The sequence below is a fragment of the Butyrivibrio sp. AE3006 genome (assembly GCF_000424165.1).
In the GTDB taxonomy this organism is placed as follows: Bacteria; Bacillota; Clostridia; order Lachnospirales; family Lachnospiraceae; genus Butyrivibrio.
Genome location: NZ_AUJJ01000009.1, coordinates 62727 through 88889, shown reverse-complemented (window position 1 = coordinate 88889; position 26163 = coordinate 62727). Strand labels below are relative to the sequence as shown.

Below are 26163 nucleotides of genomic sequence, written 5' to 3'. Positions count from 1 at the left end.
CTTTTTCCGAAGAATTATTTCTCGTCTTCGATCTTATTGTTGAAGCTTACACCTCTGTTGATATCACCCTGGTGGTTAACACCAAAGTTGTAATCATTTCCGGGAAGAACTGCATTGAACAGGATTCCAAGGATAGCTGCTATAGCAAGTGATGTAAGTGTAATGGATGTATTTCCAACCATGAATGTGATGCCGTTTGAGAAGCCAAGTCCTGAAACAAGGATTACTGCAGCAACGATAAGGTTACGTGACTTTGTAAAATCAACCTTGTTTTCAACTACGTTTCTGACACCGATAGCTGAGATCATTCCGTATAATACAAAGCTTATACCACCGATAATAGCTGTAGGCATTGTTCCGATGACATCTGCAATCTTGGGAATGAAGCTTACCACGATAGCATAAACAGCTGCGAGACGAACTACTGAAGGATCATATACCTTTGAAAGCTCAAGTACGCCTGTATTCTCACCATAGGTTGTATTAGCGGGGCCTCCGAAAAGACCTGCTACAGCTGTTGCAAGACCATCACCAAAGAGAGTTCTGTGAAGACCGGGATCTTCGATGAAGTTATTGCCTGTTGTAGCAGAGATTGCTGAAATATCACCAACGTGCTCCATCATTGTTGCGATAGCGATGGGAGCCATTACAAGGATAGCTGTGATATCGAACTTGGCGATAAGGAAAGGAGGAAGTCCTACCCAGCTTGCCTCAGCGATGGGCTGGAAATTGAGGATCGCACTACCATCTGCATTGGTGAAGCCTGCCAGCTGCATAACAACAGCAACTACATAAGAAATAACTACACCCATCAGGATAGGTATGATCTTAAACATACCTTTTCCCCAAATATTGAAGAAAACTACTACAAGAAGTGCAACTATAGCAAGGAACCAGTTAGCTGAAGCATTGCTTACAGCTGAAGGTGCCAGTGAAAGTCCGATACAGATGATGATAGGTCCTGTTACTACAGGAGGAAGGAATCTCATAACCTTCTTAACACCTACGATTCTGATAAATACTGCAAGTACCAGATATAAAAGACCTGCAACAACAATACCGCCGCATGCATAAGGAAGCTTTTCAGCATAAGTCATGTCAGCGAATTTGCCGGATTTAAGCTCAGCAACCGTTGCAAAACCGCCAAGGAATGCAAAGGATGAGCCAAGGAAAGCCGGTACCTTAAATTTAGCAAACAGATGGAACAGAAGTGTTCCTACACCTGCAAAAAACAATGTAACCTGTACTGAGAGGCCCTGACCTCCAAAGTAATTGTTGACCAGGATCGGCACCAGTATCGTTGCTCCAAACATCGCAAACATGTGCTGCAATCCCAGAATCATCATTTTCGGCATTCCCAAGGAACGCGCATCCGTAATAGCCTGTCTCTTTTCTCCCATTTCTCTCCTCCTAAATATATTTATTTAATATCTATAAATTCTTCACCTTCATAGAATGTGAGCTCCATATTCATCATGAGAGTATCTGTTCTCATGAAGCTTGCCACCTCTTCGATGGAGTATTTTGAATAAGTACTGTACTCGCAGTAAAGTCTGATGGGAATAACATCTCCCTCTTTTGCCGCAAGCATTTTCTCAAGAGCACTTGCACCTGCAGCGGACTCCATTCCGCCGTAGTTGGAGATATTGGCTCTCATGTTACCGTTGAATACAAAATTACCGTAGTAATAATCATCTACAGTACCTGTTACTCCCTTTTCCTCAATAAGGGCCTGGAGCTCAGGCTTGAAATCCTTCTTGCAGACAAGCTCAAAATCAAGCTGAACGAGATTCTCCTCTTTAAGAAGCTTCATCTCAATGTTCTTATCGGAAATATCAAAACAGTTGCCAACTATATTTCTCATGCTGAACTCGGAAGGAACAACGGTATTGGTCTCATTTACCGCATCCATTGAAAGCTCTTCCTCATCCTCGTTATAGATGAAAGTCTTGTAATACTGCTGAGCCTTATAGTCTGCATATTTCTTATAAGCAACAGTTCCTGTTGTAAGTAAAAGAGCTGCCACAGCCAGGACCACAAACTTAACCCAGTATTTCTTTTTAGCGGAATCCAGAAGATACTGTGTCTGATTGTCTATCTCGTCATAGATATCCTTAACTGCAGGATTCACACCGTGATTGGCAACTGATCTCTGGTAAAGCTGCATAGCCTTGTTTCTCCAAAGAGATACCCAGAATGCCATGTAGGAATTCTTGCTGATATTTTCAAGCTGATCGATCTGACCCTTTATAAAATACAGTGCTTCCAATGTGGTGTTCTGGTCATTTGCAAAAACATAGTTCTCCACAATGTTGGCACAGCGCAGTTCGTTAGCCTTAAGCCTGTTCCTGTTAAATCTGTATGAAGTTGAAAGATAATATATTGTCATTAGTGGGAAAAAGAAAACCCAAAGAAGTCCCCAGCCCATTTTTGCAAAAATGTTCCAGTTAGACCAGCTTCCTTTATTAAGATAACTTACATAATCTCCGCCATTTGCTGAAATAAGCAGCTTCTCCAGTTCCTTTACAGAACCATTTGCGTTGGTGCCAACTTCGAATTTCTCCGGAGACGGAGTAAATCCCTGAATAAAACTGCGATCCTCAGGCTCTGCATAAGCCGTCATCACAGGTGTCTCCCCAACTGCCTTTTGTGCCAGCGGAGCACCACAACTGGAGCAGAATTTCTGTCCTTCACTCCCCAAAGCACCACATTTTCCACACTTAACCATTGCTTCTCCTCTTTGATACCTTGTAAAACTTTTGTAACCGATCCCCCTCGGTTCATTTATTCTGATACAAATAAATGAAGTCATGTTATTATTGGATAATAACCTTATAAATTATAACAGCATTTTAATAAAAATAAGAGGGTAAAATGAAATATATTTACGAAACTCATTTACATACTATAGAAGCCAGTGCCTGCTCAAGAACTCCCGCAAAAGATTACATCGATCACATGATGAATCTTGGCTACAGCGGAATGATCGTTACAGATCACTTCTTTACAGGAAACAGCTGCGTACCAAAGGATCTTCCCTGGGAGGAAAGAGTTGATATATATTGCAGCGGCTATGAGCATGCTCTCGAAGCAGCCAAAGGTCACGACTTCACAGTAATGTTCGGAATCGAATTCAATTTCCAGGGCGATGAATTCATGATATACGGCGTAGATAAAAAGTGGCTGAAGGATCATCCGGAGATCATGGAAATATCCAGAAGAGGGCTCTATGATCTTGTACATGAGGCAGGCGGAATCATGCTGCAGGCTCACCCCTACAGAGAGCGGGGCTATCTGTCTGCAATCCATATCTCTCCCACAATCGGTGACGGCGCAGAAGTATTTAACGCAGGAAATGAAGATTATATGAACGCCCTCGCCTACGACTATGCCATTAAGAATAACTTTAGGATGGCATCCGGCTCAGATATTCATTTCCCCATGGATGATATGGGCGGAATGAGTTTTCCCTACAAGATAAACAGTATTGAGGAATACGTTAAAGCCTTCCTGGCAGGTGACGGAACTCCCGTATTCTGGAAGGATGTCACACATACAGATACAGGCTTTTTACCTGTTGATACAGAAAAATCCCTGACTGAAATCAGCCAGGGACCTACTCTTGAAGTTATAACTCATAATGAGTAATTATTTATTTTTTGCATTTTCATCTGCAATAATAGCCAGCGTCTGCGAGATATCATTGAGAGTACCAACCATAATCTGCATAAATGCTTCTACCTTTGAATCATCGGGAGAATTGGCAAGTCTGTTTTCAACCTCTTTTGTGCGCTGTTGATAAAGTGCTGTAACTTCTGATAATCTGCTCATTTGATATCTCCTTTCTAATACAAAAGTTAGCTCTAGTATTATTTTATCTGATATATTCTAAAAAATGTATTAAATATTGGAGACGTATACTTTTTTGTATCCTGCTATTCTGGCATACTCCGCAGCCATAGTGGATTTCATTCCTGTCTTACAGACAAATAAAATTTTCTGATATTTATCTCCGCCAATTATAAACGGATTGATTATGATCTTTGACAGTGGGATGTTCTCAGCCCCTTCTATGTGTTGGACTTCAAACTGTTCTGTTCCACGGACATCGATGATCCTACCGTCATTAAGGAAACCTTTAGTTTGTTCTTTTGTAAGCTTCCTTGGAAGATCAACAGCAAGGCGCACATCCTCGATGGTCTTAGGAATCCTTCTCAGTCTCACATTGAAAATCCTGTTCTCTATTTCTTCAAGTTCCTCCTCATTAAGGACTCTGTCCATACCAAATTCCCTGTCTGAATCCGGAGGAATTATGCCCTTAAGAAACATCTGCGCCACATGGTATGCGCAGGTATTACAATCATAAAGATCCTTCAAAATAGCAGCCCCGAGAATATCCTCAATATCATTTTCTTCCAATACCCCGGTTACATATTCATGAGCTATTTTTGCTGCCTGCTTTTTTGTAATTTGTCTATCCCTTGCAAAAATTATATTTTCCCCTTCATTCACCTTTAAATCCCCCCGGCGATCACCCTTCAGGAATCACCTTTATAGTTACATTATCAAAAGCTTCTATTCTGTCTACCTTAAATTCCTCTCCATCAAAAGACCTAACCTCGCCTGTCCAAAGATCTTCGATTGTATATTTGCCCGCCTTTTCAAAGCTGTCCCCACACAGCTTATCCTTAAGAGCCTTTACTATATCTTCTTTTGTGATGCTATAAACATCCTTTGTCTCATCACTCAAGTTGATAAACGAAAGTGCTACGCTTCCATCACTTAATGGCTTAGCCAGAATATCGACTCTGTCGTTGTTTGTAACATATTCCTTATCTGCATCTTCTTTTAAAAGACTGCAGAACACTCTCTTTGCCTGAATTCCAAGTCTGTCCTGATTAAGTGCTATGAGCTTTTTGTTGGCAATTATGTTATAAAGCTCATCTCCCTTATTTACCCTTCTAAGGTCCAGGCCAAGCATAAGAGGTGAATTCATCATACACCACATTACCATATGTGTGCGGTTCTGAACTAAATCAAGGCCATCCATGCCTATGACCATCATATCAGGATCATTCCATCCCTTATCAAGTCCTGCAAATTCATCCATGACAACGCACTTGTTATACTGACTTGTAACGCCGGTTGTGTAATCGCTGGTCCATGCTGCCTTGCCGGGATTACCGTCACTTCCCACATTAAAGGTAATGTCGTTAAGAATTCTCCAGGAGTCTCCAACCTTTTTTGCCCAGTTCTGAGGCTGTGTCTTACCCCATTCACAAAGAGAATATATCATCTCATTGTCAGGAGCAGCTTCATAAAGGCCTTCCTTAAGTCTTGCATAAGAATACAGAGTATTCTCCTGTCTTCTGTGGTTCATAAGTCTGACTCTGTTTTGGCCCTTTGAAAGGCTTATTTTCACTGTAGTCTCCTGAACCTTTTCAGAATCTATATCGCCGATGAAATCATCAAACAATATCCTGCTGCCTGTTCCCTCGCCTGTTGCTATCTGAAGCCAGGAACCGGTACCGATCTTTGCTCCGTTTACATGGCGAAGAGTAAGCTCATATTCTCCGTCAGATGGCACATCCACATCAAAGAAAAGCTCTCCGCTCTCAGCACCAACAGGAGTCTGGGCAGGGCCTGTTCCATCAAAAGTACCGATAAAGGTAAAAAATGTCTCATCCTCTATTTTCTCTGTCTTAATACCATTGCCCGATGTTGCAAGATTTATACCGGCCTCAAAGCTATCGCCGCATAGTAATACCTTTGTTATAGCCGGCGCATAAACGTATTTTGCATTTTCCTCTTTTGAAAATGTAGCATTGTCCCAAAGATAATAACAGTTATCCACCTTAAGAAAATCTACATCCCAGCTCACATAGGACTCTGCATCCTCTTTTTCATGGCCGCAGGTACCAACTGCAGCTCCGGCGCAGAGATTGGTTCCAATATCGTTGTACATACCAAACTTAAGATCTTTTCCGTGGATATAATCCGCAAGTACCTTAAAACCGCCGGGGAACTTTTCCTCGTCATTTGAAAGTCTGCCGAAGGCTCTCTCGTCTTTGTAGCAGCCATCGTCTAGTACAAGATACTTATAGCCAAGCTCGTCTAAAGAAAGCTCCTTTATCTTGTCAGCCATGGCTTTGGTAAGAGCTTCAGTGTTGCCGCTGCCAAAGGCGTTCCAGCTGTTCCAACCCATGGCAGGAAGCCTTCCCTGCTTTTTACCATAAAGCACCTGTCCATCATCAAATCTGTCGTATCTGTGATCTTCAGGAATTCTGTCAGGTCCTGTTAAACTACTGTTTTTCATACAAGTCTCCAATGCAAGTAATATTTGTTAACGGTTACTCTGCCTTAAATACTGCAGGGCGGGGCTTATTTACAGAAATTACCTTTGCTGCCTCAAGATTTTTAAGCAGCAGTATTCTTACCTGTCCCTGGTACTCAGGCTTAATCATGTAGTGACAATAGGTCTCAACCAGTGAGAAGATGCTGGCAGTTCTGCCCTCAATCTTAAAGTTGTTAATGCCCATAGGCAGATATTTTTCATAGATCATCTCAGGAGATACATAGGTTGAATATCCCTGAATTGTATGGATGCAGTTGTTGTCCCCATATTCGCACTTCCATGGAATAATGTGCTTTTGCTTTTCCTTGGGAAGCTTCATATTGTCCATAATAATCTGCTGGTTGAGAGCGATATTCTTATAATGATCGCCCCTTCTCTTACAATCCGGTATGCAGAGGGCATTTATAAGGACTTCAAGTTTCTCCTTGTGATTTATCTTTTCAAGAACATCCCACTTATTGTTCATGTTGTAGTCAAGGACAACGTAGCGGTAATCCTTCTCAAGCTCTGCATTCAGTTCATCCACGTCCTTGATCTCTTTACAGGTTGTGGAATCAATCTTGAATGATGGATATTTATCTCTGATATACTGCTCAAGTATTGGAGAAAAAACAAGAACCTCGTTCATACCGTTATCTGCTGCCTTAAGACAGAAGTTGCAGAAGGGATCATCCAAATCCTCCTCCCCGATAAGAGGATTGGTGAAGGTATAACGAACGGGAATACCCTTTGAATTTATAGTCTTTATAACGTTTTTTACAAATGCTGCGTCGCACTGATCATTACTTACAAGTCTTCCGCCATTCCACAGAGAAAAGGGGAATGATCCAAAAAACGAAACAATCTTAATACCGTCCCTAAAATACTCAGGATGCTGCTCCTGAAGGCTGAGCCAGAACATGTTGAGAGGGAAATTATATCTCAGTCCCGGCAAATGAAAACGTACTTCTTCCATAAGTAACCTCCAAAAATAAAACTAAAACCATGATCGTTATGAGCAGAAATCTTGACTATTCTGCTTACATAGCAAATCAGATTTCATTATAAAACAAAACGATGTAGAATGATAATCGAATGTTGCTCTTTCCTAAATAGAAAATGCCTTTTAGGAAGGAAACTATGCGAAAGCTAATTCATTTTGAGGAGGAAGGTTATGGTAAAAAATCCAATAATACCCGCAGATTTTCCGGATCCTGATGTGATTCGTGTGGGTGACACCTACTATATGGCCAGCACCACCATGTTCCTTATGCCCGGAGGAGACATCCTTGAGTCCAAGGACCTGGTACACTGGGATATAGCAGCACATGTTTTTGATACTCTTGGGAATGACGACGAGTATGAATTAAAAAACGGAAAGCATGCCTACGCAAGAGGAATGTGGGCTCCGTCACTTAGATATGACAATGGCACCTTTTACCTTGTTTTTGCCTGCAACGAACGTCCAAACTCACTGCTCTTTACTGCAACCGATGCTAAAGGCCCATGGAAAATGCAGGAAATGGATGGATTTTTCTATGACTCATCCCTGTTTTTTGATGAGGATGGAAAGGTCTACATCGTTCACGGCAACACAATAGTAAGGATCACTGAGCTCGACAGAAATACCTGGGGTCCCAAAGAAGGCGGTCTTCAGAGAATCCTTATTCAGGACGAGCCCGGACAGCCTCTTGGTTTTGAAGGTTCACATTTATATAAATTAAACGGAAAGTATTATCTTTTCACATGCCATATGCCTAAAGAAGAGGAAGGCAGAAAAACAGAGTGCTGTTTCATCAGCGATACGCTTGAAGGTGAGTTCGTTGGAAAGACTATAATCAACGATCCAATGGGTTATAAGAGAAAAGCTCTCCAGGTAGCTCAGGGCGGCGTGGTTGACGACCCTGAAGGGAATCTGTATATGTTCATGTTTCAGGACAGAGGAGCTGTTGGAAGACTTCCCATGATCTTCCCCATGAAATATGATTATGAAGGCTATCCTGTTCCTGCTACTTCAGGTGTTGTTCCACAGATGCCATCTGATGATGAAACGCCTCTTAATGAGTGGGGCCGCGGTCACTTCTTTGATGATGAATCTTTTGATGAGGGTAGTTTGTCAGAACTTCTTGATAAAAAGAAATGGTGGCAGGTATCTCACAACATAGATGAAGAAAACATCTGCCTTGTTAAAGAAAACGGCGTGAATGCCCTTAGAATTAAAACAGGCGCTGTTACATCAAACCTTCTTAAAGCAAGAAACACTCTTACCCAGAGATGTGTTGAGACTGTATGTACAGGCGAAATTACAGTAGATGGAAAAGCCTTAAACGATGGCGACTATGCCGGAATCAGCGCTTACAATGCACACTACGGCGCTATTGCACTTAGTAAAGCTGATGGAAAGCTCTCACTTGTAAAAATAGAAGCAGATGCAGACAACGATTCCGTCGGCGGTGATAAGGATTTCTATGAAAGAGATCCAAAAATCACAACTATCTGCGAGCTTCCGGATGGTGTAAGCTCCGTAAGACTTAAGGTAACAACAGACTTTAATGATGCCCCTGATTTTTGCACATACTCCTATGATGCAGGAAATGGCTATGTAGCTGTTGATGGTAAACACAACCTCTATTTCAAGCTTGATCTTTTCATAGGCGCAAGATTTGGTCTCTTTGCATACAGCACCAAGGCATGCGGCGGCTACGCAGACTTTTCTGATTTTAAGATAAGTGCAAAAGACTGAAAGGGATAAATAGCATTTCGCATCTTGCGGAGAATTTTTATGAAAATAAAAAAGTACGTGACGACTGATGATTTCTAGCCGCTACGTACTTTTATTTTCCTCAAATACAAATCAATTACTTCATCTTTTCTCTCAGAATCTCTTTTGCCTTATCTACCTGGTTATCAGATCCATCCTTGGAGAGGGCTTCTGTATCCAGCTTAATCTCCACATCAGGCTCAATTCCGATTCCGTTAATATTATTGCCATTCGGAGTGTAGTAATTGCTGATAGTGAGCTTTACTGCTGTTCCATCCTCAAAGGGGAATATTCTCTGAACAACACCTTTACCATATGTCGTTTCACCTACGATTGTTCCCTTTTTGTAATCCTTGATAGCGCCTGAAAGAATCTCGGATGCACTTGCGGAATATCCATTAACGAGAACAACCATGGGAATATCAATCTCATTGGCACCATCACAGGTGTAATCCTCTCTGTTACCATCCCTGTCTACAGTGTAAACAATTACACCTTCGGGGAGGAGCTGTTCTGCTATCTCGCATACAGCGCTAAGGCTTCCGCCGGGATTTGAACGAAGATCTATGATAAGTCCCTTCATGTTCTGATCCTTCAGCTCCTGCAGACCATTCATGAACTGATTGGTTGTAACAGAATCAAACTCCGTGATGCCGATATATCCAATCTCATCATCCATCATGGATGCATTTACTGTCTGCGATTCCACCTTGTCGCGGACAACATCATAATCAATGTAATCGCCCACTGACTCTCTGAAAACAGTTACCTTAACTGTTGTTCCGATCTCACCTCTTATAAGTCCTACAACCTCTGAAAGGGTAAGGCCCTGAGTGAGATTTCCATCTACCTTATAAATGATATCGTTACCAAGAAGTCCAACCTTCTCTGCAGGAGAATCAGGTATTGTTGCTGTAATACGTGGAAGATTGGTTTCCTTATCCATGCTGACATAGGCTCCGATACCGTAATAAATTCCCTTGGTATCAGACATGAGGTCCTGGTACTCTTCCTCGGTGTAATATTCCGAATAAGGATCTCCCAGAGAAGAAACAATTCCTTTGTAAATTGAAACCGCTTCTGCATCCCTGTCTATATCTGTCTTGTAGTAATTCTCATTTATAGCTTCTTCAACTATCTTTATCTTCTGCAGTGTAGACTCATCTATGGCTGTGTCACCGGAAAACTCGTGGCTTTCAGAAGTAGCTGTAGCTGCACTGTCTGCTGCAGCTGTTTTGCTTAAAATCTTCTTTATGCCGAGATAGTTGATAAATCCCATTGCTATCATCATGCATACTAAAACGCCTATGACAAACCCAATGAGATACGGAGTTTTTCTGCTTGATCCTGATTCCATTGTTCTAACTTCCTTACTTCAAATAGTTCCAGGGACTAACGTAATTACCCCCTGATCTAACACCAAAATGCAGATGCGGTCCTGTGGATCTTCCTGTGGAACCGACTGCCGCAATCTTCTGTCCCTTCTTTACCTCTGCACCTGTTGATACGCTAAGGGAAGAAGCATGCATATATATCGTATAAAGTCCGCTTCCATGGTCTATCATTATATAGTTACCCATGGTTGAATTGTATGCAGCAGCAACGACCTTGCCGTCATAAGCTGCAAGAATTGCTGAACCGCTGGCTGCCGCGAGATCTATACCGTTGTGCATCTTCTGAATTCCCAGGGTAGGATGCATTCTCATACCGTAATCGTCAGATATTCTGGTATATGAGGGACATGGAAATGTAAACACTCCGCCGTCATATTTTCTCGCATTCTGCGCTGCAAGCTCTGCCTTATCAGCTTCAACAGCTTTTTCAAGAGCGGCGATGGTGGCATTCTCTTCCGCAATCTGCGCCTCATATTCCTTGATGGCTGCTTCTTTATCCGCAATATTCGCAGATACTTTGCTGACTTCACTGTTCTTCTGGGCAAGGAGGTTTTTCATATTATCCTCCTCAATGAGCTGATCAGCCTTGGCCTGGTCGAGAGTCTCCTTCTCTTCCTCAAGGGCTGTCTTTGTCATTTCCACAAGTTCTGTGTGCTCTATGTACTCCTCAAGCTTTTGCCTGTCATAGGCAGACAGCTTTTCTATGTAGTCGGCTTTATTAAGCATATCGCCAAAGGATTCAGACTCCGCAAGGAGCTCAAAGTACATGGTCTCACCCTTTTCATACATGAAACGAATTCTGTCCTTCATTTCTTCGTACTGTGTATTCTGGGTTTCAATAGCTTCTTCAAGCTCAGCTGTGGTCTCTTCTATCTTCTGCTCTTTTTCTTCAATCTTACCCTGAAGTTCATCGATATTGTTCTGAATCTGAGTAAGATTTGAATCAAGCTCTGTAATGTACTTCTTAAGATCAGACTTTTCCGATTCCAGATTCTTTTTAACTGTCTGGAGATCAGTCAGAGAGCTTTTCATACTCTCACGCTCTTTTTTGGCGTTCGCTATCTGATTCTCTTTCTGCTTGATGCTCTCTTTTGTAACAGCAGCGTATGAAGATATAGCCGAGTTACCCCCACATAGCATAAGCATTGCAAAAACAAGTAAAACCGACAATATTCTTTTGCTGTTTTTCCTCAATCGGTAATCATACATGCAAATGCTTCCTAACTGTCGTCACACTTCCCATAAATCCGATTCCAACGCCTATTAAAATTGAAATAGGCAAAAGAGCTTCAAATATAGTATTAACCGGCAGAATATCAAGGATTGAGTTTAGCATTGAAAATCTCTCTGCCAGGTAAAATGATGCTTTGTTATAGATCACATAAATGATCACAAGCGGGATTACCGATCCAAACAGTCCGATAAGGATACCCTCAATAACGAAGGGTGCACGAACAAAAAAGTCCGTAGCTCCGATGTACTTCATTATCTCGATCTCCTGTCTTCTTACAGCGATACCGATTGTAACCGTATTGCTGATAAGGAAAATAGAAACCAGAAGAAGGATTCCTATAATACCCATTGACACATAAGCAACAAGGCTGTTGATACCGCTCAGCATTGATGCCGTAACCTCTGATCTGTTAACTGTCCTGATATCATTGATTGATTCAAGATAAGTTACAAGAGCGGGCTGCATGGAAACATCACTGAGGTAAATCTGAAGGTTACCCATATCCTCAAGAGGATTCTCGGTAAAGCCATCTGCGTATTCCCCAAGGTAATCTGTCTTAAAACTTTCCCAGGCTTCCTCAGCGGAAATATATACTACCTTGCTGACTTCAGGTCTCTTTTCAATAAGAGATTTTGCCGCAAGCATTACTTCCTCGCTTGTGCCCTCATTAAAGAAAACAGTTACGGATACGCCTTCCTCAGCAGTCTTAACAACGTGTTGAAAATTTGAAACCAGTGAATAAAAAATACCAAACAGGAACAGACATGCACTTATTGTTGCAATAGATGCCAGAGTGTACCATCTGTTGCGGCCAAGATTCTTAAAGCCCTGTCCCAGTGTATAGAAAAAACTACTCATCCTCATCGTGATACTCACCCTCTTCTTCGTCGTAAATCACGACGCCTTTTTTCATAGTAATAACTCTCTTATGCATGGCATTAACAATCTCTCTGTTATGTGTAACGATAATGACTGTAGTACCATTTGCATTTATCTGCTCCATGAGCTTCATGATATCCCAAGAATTGTTGGGATCAAGGTTACCTGTAGGCTCATCTGCAAGCAGGATTTCAGGCTTGTTGACCATAGCTCTTGCGATGGCAACTCTTTGCTGCTCACCACCTGAAAGGGCTTTTATCTTGCTCTTGTATTTTCCGGCAAGGCCGACTGTAGCCAGCACTGACGGAACATTTTTCCTGATTTCTCTTGAGGATTTCTGAATGATTCTCTGAGCAAATGCAACGTTCTCATAAACATTTCTGTCCATCAAAAGTCGGAAATCCTGGAATACGATTCCAAGCTTTCTGCGGAATTTGGGAATGTTTCTGTGTCGCATTCTGCCAAGATCCTGTCCCATAACGGTGATCTTACCGTCAGAAGGAACAAGCTCACGAAGCAGGAGCTTGATCAGGGTGGATTTACCGGAACCGCTGTCTCCTACTATAAAAACAAATTCACCCTTCTTGATATGAAGGGTGACCCCATTAAGTGCCGGAGCGCCCGTGGAATAGGACTTCGTCACGTTTTCAAGCGTGATAATGTCGTCCTCCCCGACAGGACGCGCTACTCTCTTTCTTCTAACTTTTTCCATACCTTTTTCCTTGCTAAAAAACTATTTGTTGTTCTAAACTTTCGCGATACACGGATTGCTACGCATTAGTATCGCTCCATGTATTTCATGTAACGTACCACCATTAAAGCGATCTTGAATGTGATGGCGTCGTCGAAGACACGAAGGTCTAAGCCTGTGCTCTTCTGGAGCTTATCAAGCCTGTAGACAAGTGTATTTCTGTGAATGAATAACTGTCTTGATGTCTCTGATACATTCAGGTTGTTCTCGAAGAACTTGTCGATTGTGGACAAAGTCTCCTGATCGAATCCATCGGGATTCTTGCCGCCGAATATCTCTTTTATGAACATCTTGCAAAGAGGAATGGGAAGCTGATAAATAAGTCTTCCGATTCCGAGCTCGCCATAGCTGATTACGCCCTTTTCCTCAAAGAAGATTCTTCCTACATCAAGGGCCATCTTGGCTTCCTTGTAGGAACGGCTCACTTCCTTGATCTCGCCAACTACTGTACCTATTGCGATATGTACATTCTTAATGCCTGCGCTCTCAAGGTGCTCCTGAAGCTGCTGAGCTGATGCTGAAATCTCCTCAGCTGACTTGTACTCGGTAACATCCTTAACTACAGTGACATTGTCCTCATCTACTTCGGTTACAAAGTCGCCACCATTGCCTGCGCCGTATGAACGCACCATCTCAAGGACATTATTCTCCCTAACCTTCTCGGCAGCAATTATCATTGTAACACGCTTTGCATCGGAAGGAATGTGAAGTTTTTTTGCCCTACTGTAAATATCCACCAAAAGCAGGTTATCAAGGAGCAGGTTTTTGATGAAATTATCCTTATCAAAACGCTCCTTGTAGGCAACAAGAAGACCCTGAATCTGATAAGCGATCATTTTGCCTATCATATAGGTGCTCTCACCGCTGCCTGCAGCCACGAGAATATACTCCAGCTGCTGCTCGTCATATATTTTAAAATATTGATGTCCCTGAACCTCCTGAGAGTCTGCAGGTGATCTCACAAAATCCCTAACTGAATCCGCAACAAGACTTAAGTCAGGTCTTGTGGCAGCCACCTCTCCCCCGTCGACATCAAGGACGCACAGATCCACGTGTGCTATGCCTTTCAATCCATCTATTGTGTTTTGAAGGATCTGATTTGAAATCATAATGCTCTCCTATGCATATTACATAATTATAGTTGATTATATTCTACTCGATAATTGCATAAAAATCCACAAAAAACTAGTTGTTTTTTGTGGATTTTTCCCAATAAACTTCTAATGGCCATTAATCGATATACAAATTAGGATATTAGCTTTCTTTTTATGAGGGCCATGTATAGCCGAAAATACATGGATGTATCCACTTAAGCAGTAAAGGAGGTGGCTATATGGACATACCCGAATTATCCATGGCTTTATCTTTAAGCAAAGTCCAGACTGATTTTGGCGCAGCAATGCTCAAAAACAGCCTCGATTCCCTTTCGGATGTCGGTACCGCCGTCGCCGAAATGATAGACACTTCTGCAATGGAATTATCCGTGAACCCGGATATAGGAGCTAATATTGATCTGAGAGTCTAAGCCATGGCAGCAATAAGTCACCGCATTTTGCGGTGACTTATGTTATTATATAGACAAATTCGCAGTTAACGGAGATGTCTATTAACTATGGAAAACATCAACCATGAAGGCTTCATATCTAAAACATTTAATATAATAATTTCTTTTCTTTCCCTGATCATTCTCGCTTTTTTTGTATATATTTCAGCGACGGTGACCTGTCTTGTGGACAGCAATGAGAAAACATATTTTATGAAAGACAATGTGTTTATCCATGTAATCTTCACCGGGGTTATCCTTGCAATCATGGTATTTCTTGGCAGATTCTCTTTTTTTCAGGATCTTTTAAAAGAAAAAAATAAAAAGAATTTGTCCAAAGTAAAAAATATCATGCTGGCTATTATCTTTTTAATGTCAGCTCTGTTTGTGTACTTTTCAAGACTTTCTCCTGTATCGGATCAGGCCTTTGTTCAGCTGGCTGCTTACGGTCTTCGCTCAAAAAACTACTCCTTTTTCATGGAGGGCGGATATATCCACACCTATCCCAATCAGATGGGGCTTATGCTCTTTAGCTATGTCTTCTTTAGCATTTTCGGCTTTGGAAATTTCCTTGCATTCCAGATAATGAATGCTCTTTTCCTTGTTCTTTTTTATAAGCGCCTGTCTGATATTACAGGTTTTATTTATGAAGAGAATGCCACGCCTCAGCTTATGGTGCTGCTTTTTGGCATACTGTTTTATCCTCTTCATATCTACTGCACCTTCGTCTACGGTACAATCCCGGGCCTTGCCCTGTCGGTTAGTGCAATCTACCATGCGCTTAAATTTGAAAAAGATAAATTCATAAAAAACTGCATCTTATCAGCGCTGTCCATTCTGGCAGCAATGCTGCTTAAGTCCAATTACCTGATCTTTTTCATTGCCATTTTTATCTACATTGTTATGGCAGCCATCAGAAATAAAAAGGCTATTCTGCTGGCGCTTCCTGCTCTTTTTGTTGTGGCATTTCTGATTCAGGCAAAGGTTCCTTCATTGATAGTTCGTCAGATGACAGGCATCGATGTGGGAAAAGGTGCATCCACTTACTCCTGGATAGCCATGGGACTTCAGGACAGCGACCTTGCCGAGGGGTGGTACAACGGCTTTAATACGGACAGCTATGAACAGAGCGGCTACAACCCTGATATAAACAAAAAAATGGCAACAGATGCCATAAAAGAAAGACTCGAATATTTTAGCGAAAATCCATACGACTGCCTGGAGTTCTTTTCAAGAAAGCTCTCTTCCGAGTGGAACGATCCAAGCTATGAGGCCCTTTGGATCATACGACCTCTTCAGGAAATCCGTTATGAGAATAACCCTGTCCGCAAGCTTCTTACCTATAACAATTACTTTTTGCAGATAGGATTTCTAAATTGGCTGCAATTCTTTATACTGCTTGGATGCCTTTTGTTTCTGGTATTCAAAAACAAAAACACCGGTAACTGCTTTGAAATCCTTGCTATTACCATCATAGGCGGATTTCTTTTCCATATCATGTGGGAAGCAAAATCACAGTATACGCTTCCTTACTTTGTGCTGATGCTGCCTATGGCAGCCATAGGTTATCATAAGCTGCTCTTTGATTCTAAGGAGCTTTTCAAAAAAAATCGCCTGAGGATATTCCTCAGGCTGGTTTTACCGCTTCTATTCTTTTATCTTATTTATTCAGGAACCATCGGAAAAAACCTGACTTCTGACAATGCTTCCTATACAGAAGCAATGCAGCGTGAGCTTGAAGCCGACATCAGATAAGAGTGATATCGGATTCTCCTATCTTTATTTTGCCCTCTTTTAAGAGATGTCCAATGGCGCGTTTGAACTCGTTTTTACTCATTCCCATTTCAGTTCTGATCTTTTCAGGATCAGCCTTATCTGTGAAGGGCAGTCTTCCGCCTTCCTCTTCCACTCTGGCAAGGATCTTTTCTGCGTCTGAATCAATCTGAAGATATGCCTTTTCTCTGATACTGAGGGTAATCTTTCCATCCTCTCTGATCTCGGTGATTCTGGCAGTGATCTGGTCGCCGATTCTGATATCCCCGTAAAGCTCCTTCTTGGGAATAAGCCCGGAGAAAATATTATCAACAGCTACGAAAGCCCCAAAATTGTTACTGGTCTCGTACACTGTTCCTGTCACTCTGTCATCCTTATGATAAGGGCTGTCAGTTCTAAGGAACTCATATACGTTCATGGTAACAGCAAGGCGTCCTGACTTATCCACATAAAGAGCACACAGAACCTCTTCGCCGCTCTTTACCTTTCTTGTCTGCTCTCTGAAGGGCAAAAGTACGTCCTTTTCAAGTCCCCAATCCATGAAGGCACCGATCTTACCAACATCCTTAACCTTAAGCATGGCAACATCGCCAAGCATAAGCTTAGGAATTCTTGTGGTTGCTATAAGTCTGTCATCAGAATCCTTATAAAGGAAAACAGACAGCACATCACCTATCTCTGCATCCTGTGGCACCTGCTTTTTAGGAAGAAGAACCTTGTCCTCATCTCCCTGTCTCTCTGCAAGATACACACCAAAATCTACTTTTTTAATTATCTCAAGTTCCTGCTTTTCTCCAATTCTAAGCACTTTATAACTCCTTTAAAATATTACAACTGTTTAAGTTCCACTATTGAATAGGGCTTACCGCCATCATCATTCAGTAAGACAACGCAGCCTGTAAGACTGTCATCTCCTGTACCTATTACTATCTCAGGATGAATCACATCCCCTAAGTGAGCCTGCTGCCTGTACTCAGCTCTCACCATGAAATCCTGTCTGTTTTTCGCAAGGGTCCTAAGAGAATCAAAATTCTCTTTTCCTGAAAACTCCTCGATAGCCGCAAGCGCAATTCTTATGTACTGACCGTTATTTACATGGTGATTTGTATCAAGATGGTGAAGCCCCACCTTCTTTTCTTTTACAGAAAATCGTCTGCCATCCTCAGGCTCTGCAATTTTCCTTGGGGCATACTCCATTGGAAGCTTTTCATCCAATGGATAGGTTTTAATTATATCATCATTTATTCTGTAGGGAGTGCCCTTCTCAAGGTTTATGAGAGACCACACGGAGTTGGCAATAGCCAGCTCTTCTCCGTCCTTAGTTTTCATGAAAAAATTTCTAAGACCCATAAACGCCTTAAGCTCATAGGGAACAGTACCTACGGTAACACTCTCTCCAAGCTTAGGAAGCCTTTTCACATTCACCTGCCAGCTGTTAATAACCCAGGCAATGCCAAGCTTCTCCATCGCTTCCATGGTTGCAGGTCCTTCCTGGGTCTGAAAGGTCGAGCAATCCTGAAAATAATCGATTAGTCCCTCTATAGTCAGAAATCCGTTTATATCGCATTCACTGTATCTGATCCTTGAGTCGAATGAATACATTACTCAGTACTCCTTAGCTGTTTTTTCACTCTTTATGATAACACATATCGAAACCGTAAGAGGCATTAGCATTACAACTGCATACTCATATCTAAAGTCAATGACAGGCGCCGCGACAAGAAGTGTGGCAATCATGGCCGCCTGAAGTATCATGATTACGGCTAGCTTCTTATTTCTGCCATTTTTAAGTACAGCTATCAATGCAAAAATCACAAGCCAGGTATATGCACCGGCGCACCACAGCATTCCGTAAATCGGTACAAAGCTTCCAAGCTTTATCAGTATCTCTTTTCCCTTAATTACGGCTTTTCCGCCAATAAGCGGAGTAGGAACAAGGCCGTGATCATTTGCCATTATTCCATCCACATTTCCAACATCATAGGGAAAATCAGTATACACATATCCGCCCACAAGGTCAAACCATGCCTTTATATAATCAGCAGGATATTTTGCAAAAAGCGTAAGCCACAGCCCAAGATAGGTACCTTTATTATTCTCGATAACTTCAGGATGTCCCGCTCTTACGAGCTCCTTTATATTGTCCGCAAAATCAGGTGCGTAAAGCTCATGAATATAGGTGGTATCTATAACATCCGTGATAAGCTCCATGTCCTCATCACTTAATGCTCTGTCATTAACAAGAACTCTTGCCACCTGCTGAAGAGGGAGTGACAGGGATTCTGTAAAATCAGGCTGAATCACGCCTGCGCTAGTCATGACAGGTCCTTTTATTATGATAACTGCAAGGACTGATGCCGCTACCATAACTGCAATCTTAATCAGGTTATCTCTATAAAAATACAACATAAAGGGAATGCACAGTAAAAATGCATACCATCCGTTTGACCTGAATAATGAAAGAAGCACAAGCAGTACAAACAGCATTATGAGGTCGCTCCACACTCCCCTGTCCTTCTGCGCCATATCGACTAGAAGGCAGCCCGTCAGCATCACAATCCCCGCAAATGGAACATCCTTCCATAAAGTCACTGCAAATACCGCATTAAATGGCACAAGCGCAAAGAATATAAGAGAAAGGACAGGTGCTACGATTCCTCCAACTATTCTTTTTACACGAAGCACCACCGCTCCGCAGCAAAGAGACATAAATATCATCTGCGCTACGGTATAGAAGCTTATGGCTTTATTTATATCTCCCGTTACTGCCAATCCAAGCTTATAGAAGAATGAAATCACAAGGGTATGAGCCACAGGATGGTGGTTGGACCAGGGTGTTACTCCAATTATCTGCTCGTACTGAACAAGAGAATCTGCCGTCATAATTCCCGGGTACTCATATAAAAAATAAGGCAGGTAACATAAAAAGCAGATTACAGCGCTGATGCCCAAAACTGTCAAATCACTAAAGGGCAGTTCTTTCCTACTCTTCTCTTCCTGCATCATGCCTTTTACAGCCAGGAATGAATAATCCTTGGAAAAAATATTTTTTATTAAAGAAGGCAAATCTTTAAGCCTTACAAATACCAAAAACATTCCGGCGAAAATAATCAGAATTCCAACAAGCCTGAATAATCCGCTGTCGAATCCAAGCACAGCTTTTCTTCCTATAAAAAAAGTCACTGCGCCTGATAAAATAATTGAAGCTGCTCCCCAGAGAATATCCGCCATTTTCCCTTTTTTATCATCATATTTCTCATTTTTCTTACATCTTCCAAGGATCCAGAAAAGCGCGAAATACAAAAGGGTCAGCGGATTCCTTACGGTAATACCTGTAAGAAGCTGTAGTCCCCAGGTACAAATGAAGGCTACAAGCACATTCTTTAATTCATTAATCATTAAACCGTACATATATGCTATAATCCTTTTATATAATTTGGCTGTTGAAAGGAAACCTGCAACCGCATGGGAGAATCTATAAACGCAAACAACAAAATAAAAGCTTTCGAGCTCTTTTATTATATTTACTTCCTGATTCTCTTTGGCGCTCGTGCTATAGGCTTCTATGACGGACAGACTATCTACAATGTGCTTCTTTTGGCAGGTGCCGCCATGTTTGGCATCAAAATCATTTCCACAAGACACACACTGGCAGAATGCCTTATCATAATATGCTTTCTCGGGGCAGGCTCAATTACTTACGCATGTTCCGGCGAGAAAGGTCTTCTTATATACTTTACCATGATGCTGGGCATGAAGGGTATAAATGAGAAAAAAGTAATGCGCCTTGGCCTCTATATCCTTGGCATTTCTTACTTTGTACTTTATGTTCTCTCAATGACAGGCCTTATTCAAGAGCTTAATCACATGAATAACAGAAGCGGTTTTGGCTATATTATGAGACATTCACTGGGCTATCCCTATCCCAATACAACCCACACCACACTTCTGATACTCATAATGCTCTTTTTCTATTTATATAAAGCAGAGAGTTTTTCAAAGCTGGTAAGGGCATCTCTTATTGCAATGCTCCTTAGCTGCTTTATCTATGTATACACCGTAAGTCTTACGGGACTTATTTCTATTTCAATATATCTTGTGGCAAACCTTTATCTCCATGCGAGAAAAGAGCGTTCAAAGCTTGAAAATGCTCTTATCCTCATGCTTTTCCCTGCCACAGTAATCTTTTCAATCGCAGGACCTCTTCTTGCAACAGGAGATGCCTTCGAATTCATGAATAAGCTTCTTCACAAGCGCTACGAATATGCGCTTTATTTCCTGACCAATGAAAAGATCACACCTTTTGGTTCATATTTTGGTGAGACTCCCACAAGCTGGTATATGCTGGATAATTCCTTCTTATACCTTTTCCTGCAGCTTGGAATCGTATCCTTTATCCTGATATGCTCTATCTACCTTGTTTGGATAAAATACATTGTTAAAAACAACAAAAAGCCGGAGCTCGCCATTATGATAACCTTCTGCTTTATTGGCATGAGTGATCCGTTCCTTTTTAACTTAAGCTACAAGAATCTCACTTTTGTTTTCATCGGTGCATGGCTCTACGATACCCTTTCGAAAAAAGCAGAGAACTTCCCGGAGCTTCTTAGAAAAGAGATTATCCTTCTCCCTCTTGGAGAAAAAGAGATCGTCGTTCCGGATATTGCCGACTTTAAGCTCCATAAGGCCTTCGTAAAAACAATAGCTCATATCAGCTGCAACTTTTTAAAGTTTGCCCTGCTTTTTGCAGTTTCATTTATCCTGGCATCAGGCATTTATTATGTGTCAACCACAGAGCCTAAAGTGCTTTACACAAACACCGAGATCGCTGATCCTTACTTTAATCACAAAAATATCGAGATGACTCAGGCTGATGTGGATGCAGCCTTAGCCAAGGGCGACATTGTAGAGGGTTATCACAGCAGTGACCCCACCATGTATATTTTCAAAAAAACAGCCCCGCATATGGAATATATACGGAGCGTCATTACCTGTGGCTTTTTTGCAGGTATCATCTGTGTTCTTATCTTCTCAATTGGCAGATTCATTAGAAAAAGATGATATCTCTTTTACATATTCATCATAGTCCCTGATGTACTCAGCAGCATCATAATGCTCACTGGCAAGTACTAAAAGCACCGAATCCGGGCTAAAATCATACATCTCCTTCCAAACCATGTTGGGGAGATAAATTCCTGTGTTAGGTCTGTTCAGACAGAAAATCGTCTCATTTCCAGCACCATCCAAAACCTTAACCTTACTGGAACCTGCAACATTTATAAGGACGAACTCTGTCCTTCTGTTTGCATGCTTTCCTCTTACAACAGTAGCATCACTTCCATAGATGTAGAATGTTCTTTTGATATCAAAAGGGATGTCCTGTGCACCCTCAACTACTATAAGCTGTCCGCGCTCATCGCCCCTGTCCTGGAACTCTATCATTTTTACGCGGTCCATATGATTGATCATTTTCTTAACTCCTATCCGTTTAAAATTTGACGAATCTTAATACTTTTTTAATTGATTCGAATTCCCTTAAAGACTAGAATTAGTATAACGATAAAATACTATAGATTGGGGAAATGTGCAAATTTTATGCACATACAGACATTATGAAATTTAACAAAGACTGGTTTAACAGAAATTGGTTTCCTTACACAATCGCTACCTGCTCTGCGGTAGTTTTATATCTTGTGCTCTCTCACCTGAACGTATTCCTTGGAGCTCTTGGGGTTCTTGGCAGATATTTTTCACCTGTAATAACAGGTCTTATCATCGCATATATCATGCATCCCCTTGTGGACCTTTTTGAGAAAAAACTGCTAAAGGGTATCAAAAACGCTGATGCCAAGCGCATATTATCCGTAGTGCTTGCCATAGCGACAATAATACTTGTGATTGTGCTTTTGATGATAGCGCTGATACCTCAGCTCATTGACAGTATTTCAACCTTTATATCCAACCTGGACGGCTATGCCGGTTCCCTTGAATCACTGCTCAATACACTGAGTATAAAGGCAGGAAGCTTCCATCTGGATATTTCCGGTATCACATCCAAGATCAACACCTTCCTGGCACAGTTTGCACAGAAACTGCCGCAGGCCATTGAGCAGGTCATCAATGTTTCTGCCGGAATAGGAAGAAATGTTGTCAACGTGGTACTTGGCTTCATCCTGGCCATATATTTTCTTATGGGCAAAGAAAAGCTCCAGTTTGGATGCAGAAGACTCTTAAGGCAGTTTGTTCCCGCTCCTGCCTTCAAGAGCATGGAAGCATTCCTTGATAAGTGTAACAACATCCTGCTGCAGTACATCGTCTATGATCTTCTTGATGGAATTATCGTAGGAATAATTAACTGGTTCTTTATGCTGATAACAGGTATGTCCTACTCAGTGCTTATTTCAGTGGTTGTAGGAATTACCAACCTGGCCCCCACCTTTGGTCCCATCCTTGGTGCAGTTATCGGCGCATTTATCCTTGTACTGGTTAATCCATTCCACGCTCTGTTGTTCCTTATTTTTACAATAATTCTTCAGACTGTGGACGGATATATCATTAAGCCCAAGCTTTTCGGAGGATCCTTAAACGTTCCTGCCATTTGGATCCTGGTAACTTTGGTTGTTGGAGGAAGAATGTTCGGCGTTGCAGGCATCATGCTGGCAATTCCGTTTGCTGCTATTTTTAACGTTGTATATACTAACTGGATTGAAAAAAGGGAAGCTGCAGCACAATCAAAGCAGTCTCCCGAAGATGAGGATTAATCTATGCGAGTAGATGAGTACACCTATAAAGATCTCGGTCAGATGATGGACACAATGAAGCGAATGTATGATACCGTCCGCCTTGTTGATCCCATTGAATGCCGTGAGATTACTGTTGACGCATCAGGCGGCGTCCACTACGGAAAAGAATGTCATTCTGTATGGAATGCTACTTCAAGATGCTCAAATTGCAGCAGCTACAGGGCATGCCTTAGTTCTAACAGACAGAGCAAGGAAGAGATCTATGAAAACAGACGGCATCTCATCCAGTCCATTCCCATAAAGCTCCTTTTACCCGATGACAACAGCTTTTCATGCGTATTGGAGCTTATAAGTGTTGATACTCAGAACCTCCCTCAGCCGGGAGAAGCTATCGTTCCAATCCTTAATTCCGAGGGCATACAGCTATCTCAGGGCATGACTGATACTGACTATGTTGTAACCCACGACCCGCTCACAAGGCTTTTTAACCTTGACGGAATATGCCGTGCCATCAGAAAGCTTCTGGTGGACGATCCCGACGTGGATAGACTGCTAATCACAGGAGACATCAGACATTTCCGAGTTCTGAATGAGAGATACGGAAGACAGCGAGGGAACGAAGTCCTCATCGCCATCGCAGATATGCTTAGAAAGCGCTGCGGTTCCGACACGGTATACGGAAGAATTCAGGCTGATCATTTCGTATTATGTATGCCCGAAAACAGATTTGATGAAGGAACCTTCATCGATGCCGTAGAGGAAATAGGCAAGCTTGTAGACAGCGAGAATTATCATCTCTATTTCCACCTTGGCGTTTACAGAATAGATGATCCGGAAATACCTGTAACCACCATGATAGAAAGGGCTGACCTGGCACTTCAGTCCCTTCATGACCAGAGAGAAAATATCCTCACCTTCTACACCAATAAGCTTCTTAAGCAAAGTGAAGACGAAGAGGAATTCCTCAGCACCTTTGAAAATAACCTTTCAGACGGACAGTTCACCATCTATGTTCAGCCCCTCTTTAACTCTGACAAGGCTGTAACCGGCGTGGAAGCACTGACAAGATGGAAAAAGCCAAACGGAACCGTAGTCCCTTCTGAAAAATATATAGGTATCCTTGAAAAAACAGAGCACATCGCTCAGCTGGATTACAAAAACTGGGAGCTTGTTATGCGACAACTGAGCGCATGGCAAAATACCTCAAAATATAACATTATAATGGGTGTTAACGTAACGCCTAAGGTATTTTTCTACATGGATGCTCTAAAGGCCCTTAAGGAGCTTGTAAACAACTATAGGATAGATCCAAACAGACTTGTTCTTGAGTTCTCTGAAGTTGATCTTATGAACGACACTGAGAAACAGTTCGAGCTTATAGATGCATTCCGTGCAGAGGGCTTCAGAGTTGCAATTGACAACTTTGGTATAGGAAATGTATCTCTTAATATGCTTAAGGATGTCCATGCGGAATATGTAAAATTCGACCGCACCTTCATCGCAGGAAGCGAATCGGATCCCCGCAGCAAGATGATCCTGGAATCATCTCTTAAGCTCTGCAAGAGCCTTGGAATGAATGTAGTTGCGGAAGGAATTGAGACTGAGCAGCAATTTGAATACCTTAAGTCCCTTGGCTGTGACAGATTCCAGGGGTACTATCTTGCAAGGCCCATGCCCATATCAGAATTTGAGTCAAATTTCTAAATGCTGCCAGTTTCTATACTAAAAAGATAACCCCGGTGGATTGCCCATAAACAATTAAAGCCCTGTCCTTGCAGACAGGGTTTTACATTTCTATAATCATCATCTAAGCGAAATTCTCGCTACGTCATAAACAATATTTGGAATGTGCTGATACATCATAAACAGAATATTCGCTGCCATGGATACATATACATTCCTCGTTACGAAATAACAAAGAGCAAGGGGCAACGCCAGCATCACTGCTTCAGCAACTCCAAGAGGAAGATATGCACTTCCAAAGCCGCAGAGCAAAAGTCCGATCACAAAGCTAATCATTGTGGAGCCAATGGTATCGAACCTCATGACTGCCTTCCTGTAGTATATCTCACTGGCAATGGGACCAAGGAACATAATAGTGATGGCATAGAGGAGCTCGCCTAAATAGCTGTTCTCCCATGTGATACTGAAGGTTCCATCCAGCATAATTATATTTCTCTGGATAACATTGGTCTTAACCCAGTATAAAGCCAGCATCGCAGCAAAGGTTATGGCAACAGGAATCCAAAACTTTTTGATATTTTTGAAATTAGCGGAAAATTCTTTTATTGAAAAGCTCTCGTGATAATAAACAAGAAGAACGAGATAAAATACAAAGAACAAATAAAGCGTCTTTATCGGGCGCATAATGCACATCACTATAAATAATAGCTCCCACAAAACCGGGAACGCAAAATCCTTCATAAGAGACTTCACAACGCACCTCGCGTTCTTTGCCATTTTAGTAAAAAAACCTCAGAATCAAATTCTGAGGTTTGAACTGGGCTAGTAGGATTCGAACCTACGAAATGACGGAGTCAGAGTCCGTTGCCTTACCGCTTGGCGATAGCCCACCGACAAGAATTGATTATACGTAAGTTATAAAAAAAATGCAAGCACTTTTTTCATAAATTTAGAAAAATTTTTTAGTTTCCGCGAAGTGCCTTGAATCAGCACTCCGCAGGTTCATTTAACAGGGAAGTTCCGCTCTCGCTGTCGCTCGCTGGAACACGTTCGCACTAGGCTCAACAA

The 26163-nt window shown here is 41.8% G+C and carries 23 protein-coding genes and 1 tRNA gene; 7 read left to right on the top strand and 17 right to left on the bottom strand.

The window, feature by feature from the left end:
* Positions 1 to 14: 14 nt before the first annotated feature.
* Together G603_RS0105800 and G603_RS0105795 are read right to left on the bottom strand one after the other, a co-directional pair.
* Complete coding sequence (locus G603_RS0105800; RefSeq protein ID WP_026524789.1) at positions 15 to 1400, bottom strand: uracil-xanthine permease family protein; 1386 nt, start codon at positions 1398 to 1400, stop codon at positions 15 to 17.
* A gap of 20 nt (positions 1401 to 1420) precedes the next feature.
* The gene (locus G603_RS0105795; RefSeq protein WP_026669601.1) at positions 1421 to 2728 is read right to left on the bottom strand and encodes a zinc ribbon domain-containing protein; all 1308 of its coding nucleotides are present in this window, start codon (positions 2726 to 2728) and stop codon (positions 1421 to 1423) included.
* 146 nt (positions 2729 to 2874) lie between these two features.
* Between G603_RS0105795 and G603_RS19380 the strand changes: the two genes are divergently transcribed.
* Positions 2875 to 3648, top strand: coding sequence for a PHP domain-containing protein (locus G603_RS19380; RefSeq protein ID WP_051197933.1), 774 nt, complete (start codon positions 2875 to 2877; stop codon positions 3646 to 3648).
* Here the strand turns inward: G603_RS19380 and G603_RS0105785 are convergent, their stop codons facing one another.
* The 4 genes from G603_RS0105785 to G603_RS0105770 form a co-directional block, all read right to left on the bottom strand.
* Positions 3649 to 3831 carry a hypothetical protein gene (locus G603_RS0105785; RefSeq protein WP_026524791.1) on the bottom strand — a complete coding sequence of 61 codons (183 nt, stop codon included), beginning with the start codon at positions 3829 to 3831 and terminating at the stop codon, positions 3649 to 3651.
* A gap of 69 nt (positions 3832 to 3900) precedes the next feature.
* Positions 3901 to 4512 carry a rhodanese-like domain-containing protein gene (locus tag G603_RS21345; protein ID WP_051197934.1) on the bottom strand — a complete coding sequence of 204 codons (612 nt, stop codon included), beginning with the start codon at positions 4510 to 4512 and terminating at the stop codon, positions 3901 to 3903.
* Between the two features lie 19 nt (positions 4513 to 4531).
* Positions 4532 to 6316: a glycoside hydrolase family 27 protein gene (locus G603_RS0105775; RefSeq protein WP_035792216.1), complete on the bottom strand. Its 1785-nt coding sequence runs from the start codon at positions 6314 to 6316 to the stop codon at positions 4532 to 4534.
* Between the two features lie 34 nt (positions 6317 to 6350).
* Entirely contained in the window at positions 6351 to 7310 is a 960-nt protein-coding gene (locus G603_RS0105770; RefSeq protein ID WP_026669599.1) for a hypothetical protein, read from the bottom strand.
* 198 nt (positions 7311 to 7508) lie between these two features.
* On the opposite strand from G603_RS0105770, the gene G603_RS0105765 reads away from it, so the two are divergent.
* The gene (locus G603_RS0105765) at positions 7509 to 9077 is read left to right on the top strand and encodes a glycoside hydrolase family 43 protein (protein ID WP_026669598.1); all 1569 of its coding nucleotides are present in this window, start codon (positions 7509 to 7511) and stop codon (positions 9075 to 9077) included.
* Between the two features lie 115 nt (positions 9078 to 9192).
* Here G603_RS0105765 and G603_RS0105760 read toward each other — a convergent pair whose 3' ends face one another.
* The 5 genes from G603_RS0105760 to G603_RS0105740 form a co-directional block, all read right to left on the bottom strand.
* Positions 9193 to 10452, bottom strand: a complete 1260-nt coding sequence (locus G603_RS0105760) for a S41 family peptidase (RefSeq protein ID WP_026669597.1) — start codon at positions 10450 to 10452, stop codon at positions 9193 to 9195.
* 13 nt (positions 10453 to 10465) lie between these two features.
* The gene (locus G603_RS0105755) at positions 10466 to 11698 is read right to left on the bottom strand and encodes a murein hydrolase activator EnvC family protein (RefSeq protein ID WP_051207526.1); all 1233 of its coding nucleotides are present in this window, start codon (positions 11696 to 11698) and stop codon (positions 10466 to 10468) included.
* Positions 11691 to 12587 carry a permease-like cell division protein FtsX gene (gene ftsX / locus G603_RS0105750; RefSeq protein ID WP_026524797.1) on the bottom strand — a complete coding sequence of 299 codons (897 nt, stop codon included), beginning with the start codon at positions 12585 to 12587 and terminating at the stop codon, positions 11691 to 11693. Before ftsX ends, G603_RS0105755 begins: the two co-directional genes overlap by 8 nt.
* Positions 12574 to 13263, bottom strand: coding sequence for a cell division ATP-binding protein FtsE (gene ftsE, locus G603_RS0105745; protein ID WP_026524798.1), 690 nt, complete (start codon positions 13261 to 13263; stop codon positions 12574 to 12576). Before ftsE ends, ftsX begins: the two co-directional genes overlap by 14 nt.
* Positions 13264 to 13379: 116 nt before the next feature.
* Entirely contained in the window at positions 13380 to 14462 is a 1083-nt protein-coding gene (locus G603_RS0105740) for a PucR family transcriptional regulator (RefSeq protein WP_026524799.1), read from the bottom strand.
* 224 nt (positions 14463 to 14686) lie between these two features.
* Between G603_RS0105740 and G603_RS0105735 the strand changes: the two genes are divergently transcribed.
* Positions 14687 to 14878, top strand: coding sequence for a YjfB family protein (locus tag G603_RS0105735; RefSeq protein WP_026524800.1), 192 nt, complete (start codon positions 14687 to 14689; stop codon positions 14876 to 14878).
* 87 nt (positions 14879 to 14965) lie between these two features.
* The gene (locus G603_RS0105730; RefSeq protein ID WP_026669595.1) at positions 14966 to 16651 is read left to right on the top strand and encodes a hypothetical protein; all 1686 of its coding nucleotides are present in this window, start codon (positions 14966 to 14968) and stop codon (positions 16649 to 16651) included.
* Here the strand turns inward: G603_RS0105730 and G603_RS0105725 are convergent.
* Genes G603_RS0105725 through G603_RS0105715 form a run of 3 tightly spaced genes read right to left on the bottom strand, consistent with a single transcriptional unit; the run spans position 16644 to position 20080 of the window.
* A complete protein-coding gene (locus G603_RS0105725; RefSeq protein ID WP_026669594.1) occupies positions 16644 to 17477 on the bottom strand; it encodes a CvfB family protein in 834 nt (277 codons plus the stop codon). The genes G603_RS0105730 and G603_RS0105725 overlap by 8 nt on opposite strands.
* Positions 17478 to 17497: 20 nt before the next feature.
* Positions 17498 to 18271, bottom strand: coding sequence for an acyl-[acyl-carrier-protein] thioesterase (locus tag G603_RS0105720; RefSeq protein WP_026669593.1), 774 nt, complete (start codon positions 18269 to 18271; stop codon positions 17498 to 17500).
* A 3-nt stretch (positions 18272 to 18274) separates the two neighbouring features.
* Positions 18275 to 20080, bottom strand: coding sequence for a DUF6020 family protein (locus tag G603_RS0105715; protein ID WP_026669592.1), 1806 nt, complete (start codon positions 20078 to 20080; stop codon positions 18275 to 18277).
* A 54-nt stretch (positions 20081 to 20134) separates the two neighbouring features.
* Between G603_RS0105715 and G603_RS0105710 the strand changes: the two genes are divergently transcribed.
* Positions 20135 to 21730: a hypothetical protein gene (locus G603_RS0105710; protein ID WP_026669591.1), complete on the top strand. Its 1596-nt coding sequence runs from the start codon at positions 20135 to 20137 to the stop codon at positions 21728 to 21730.
* Here the strand turns inward: G603_RS0105710 and G603_RS0105705 are convergent.
* Positions 21701 to 22138, bottom strand: coding sequence for a sugar 3,4-ketoisomerase (locus G603_RS0105705; RefSeq protein ID WP_242829643.1), 438 nt, complete (start codon positions 22136 to 22138; stop codon positions 21701 to 21703). The two genes, G603_RS0105710 and G603_RS0105705, sit on opposite strands and share 30 nt — an antisense overlap.
* Before the next feature lie 143 nt (positions 22139 to 22281).
* Here G603_RS0105705 and G603_RS19370 point away from each other — a divergent pair, with 143 nt between their 5' ends.
* Positions 22282 to 23430 (top strand): AI-2E family transporter, encoded by a 1149-nt coding sequence (locus tag G603_RS19370; protein ID WP_196808045.1) that lies wholly within the window; start codon positions 22282 to 22284, stop codon positions 23428 to 23430.
* A gap of 3 nt (positions 23431 to 23433) precedes the next feature.
* Positions 23434 to 25116 carry an EAL domain-containing protein gene (locus G603_RS0105695; protein ID WP_026669590.1) on the top strand — a complete coding sequence of 561 codons (1683 nt, stop codon included), beginning with the start codon at positions 23434 to 23436 and terminating at the stop codon, positions 25114 to 25116.
* 99 nt (positions 25117 to 25215) lie between these two features.
* Here the strand turns inward: G603_RS0105695 and G603_RS0105690 are convergent, their stop codons facing one another.
* Both G603_RS0105690 and G603_RS0105685 read right to left on the bottom strand, forming a co-directional pair.
* Positions 25216 to 25872: a hypothetical protein gene (locus tag G603_RS0105690; protein ID WP_026524808.1), complete on the bottom strand. Its 657-nt coding sequence runs from the start codon at positions 25870 to 25872 to the stop codon at positions 25216 to 25218.
* A gap of 40 nt (positions 25873 to 25912) precedes the next feature.
* A tRNA-Gln gene (locus G603_RS0105685) sits at positions 25913 to 25985 on the bottom strand.
* Between the last annotated feature and the right edge of the window lie 178 nt (positions 25986 to 26163).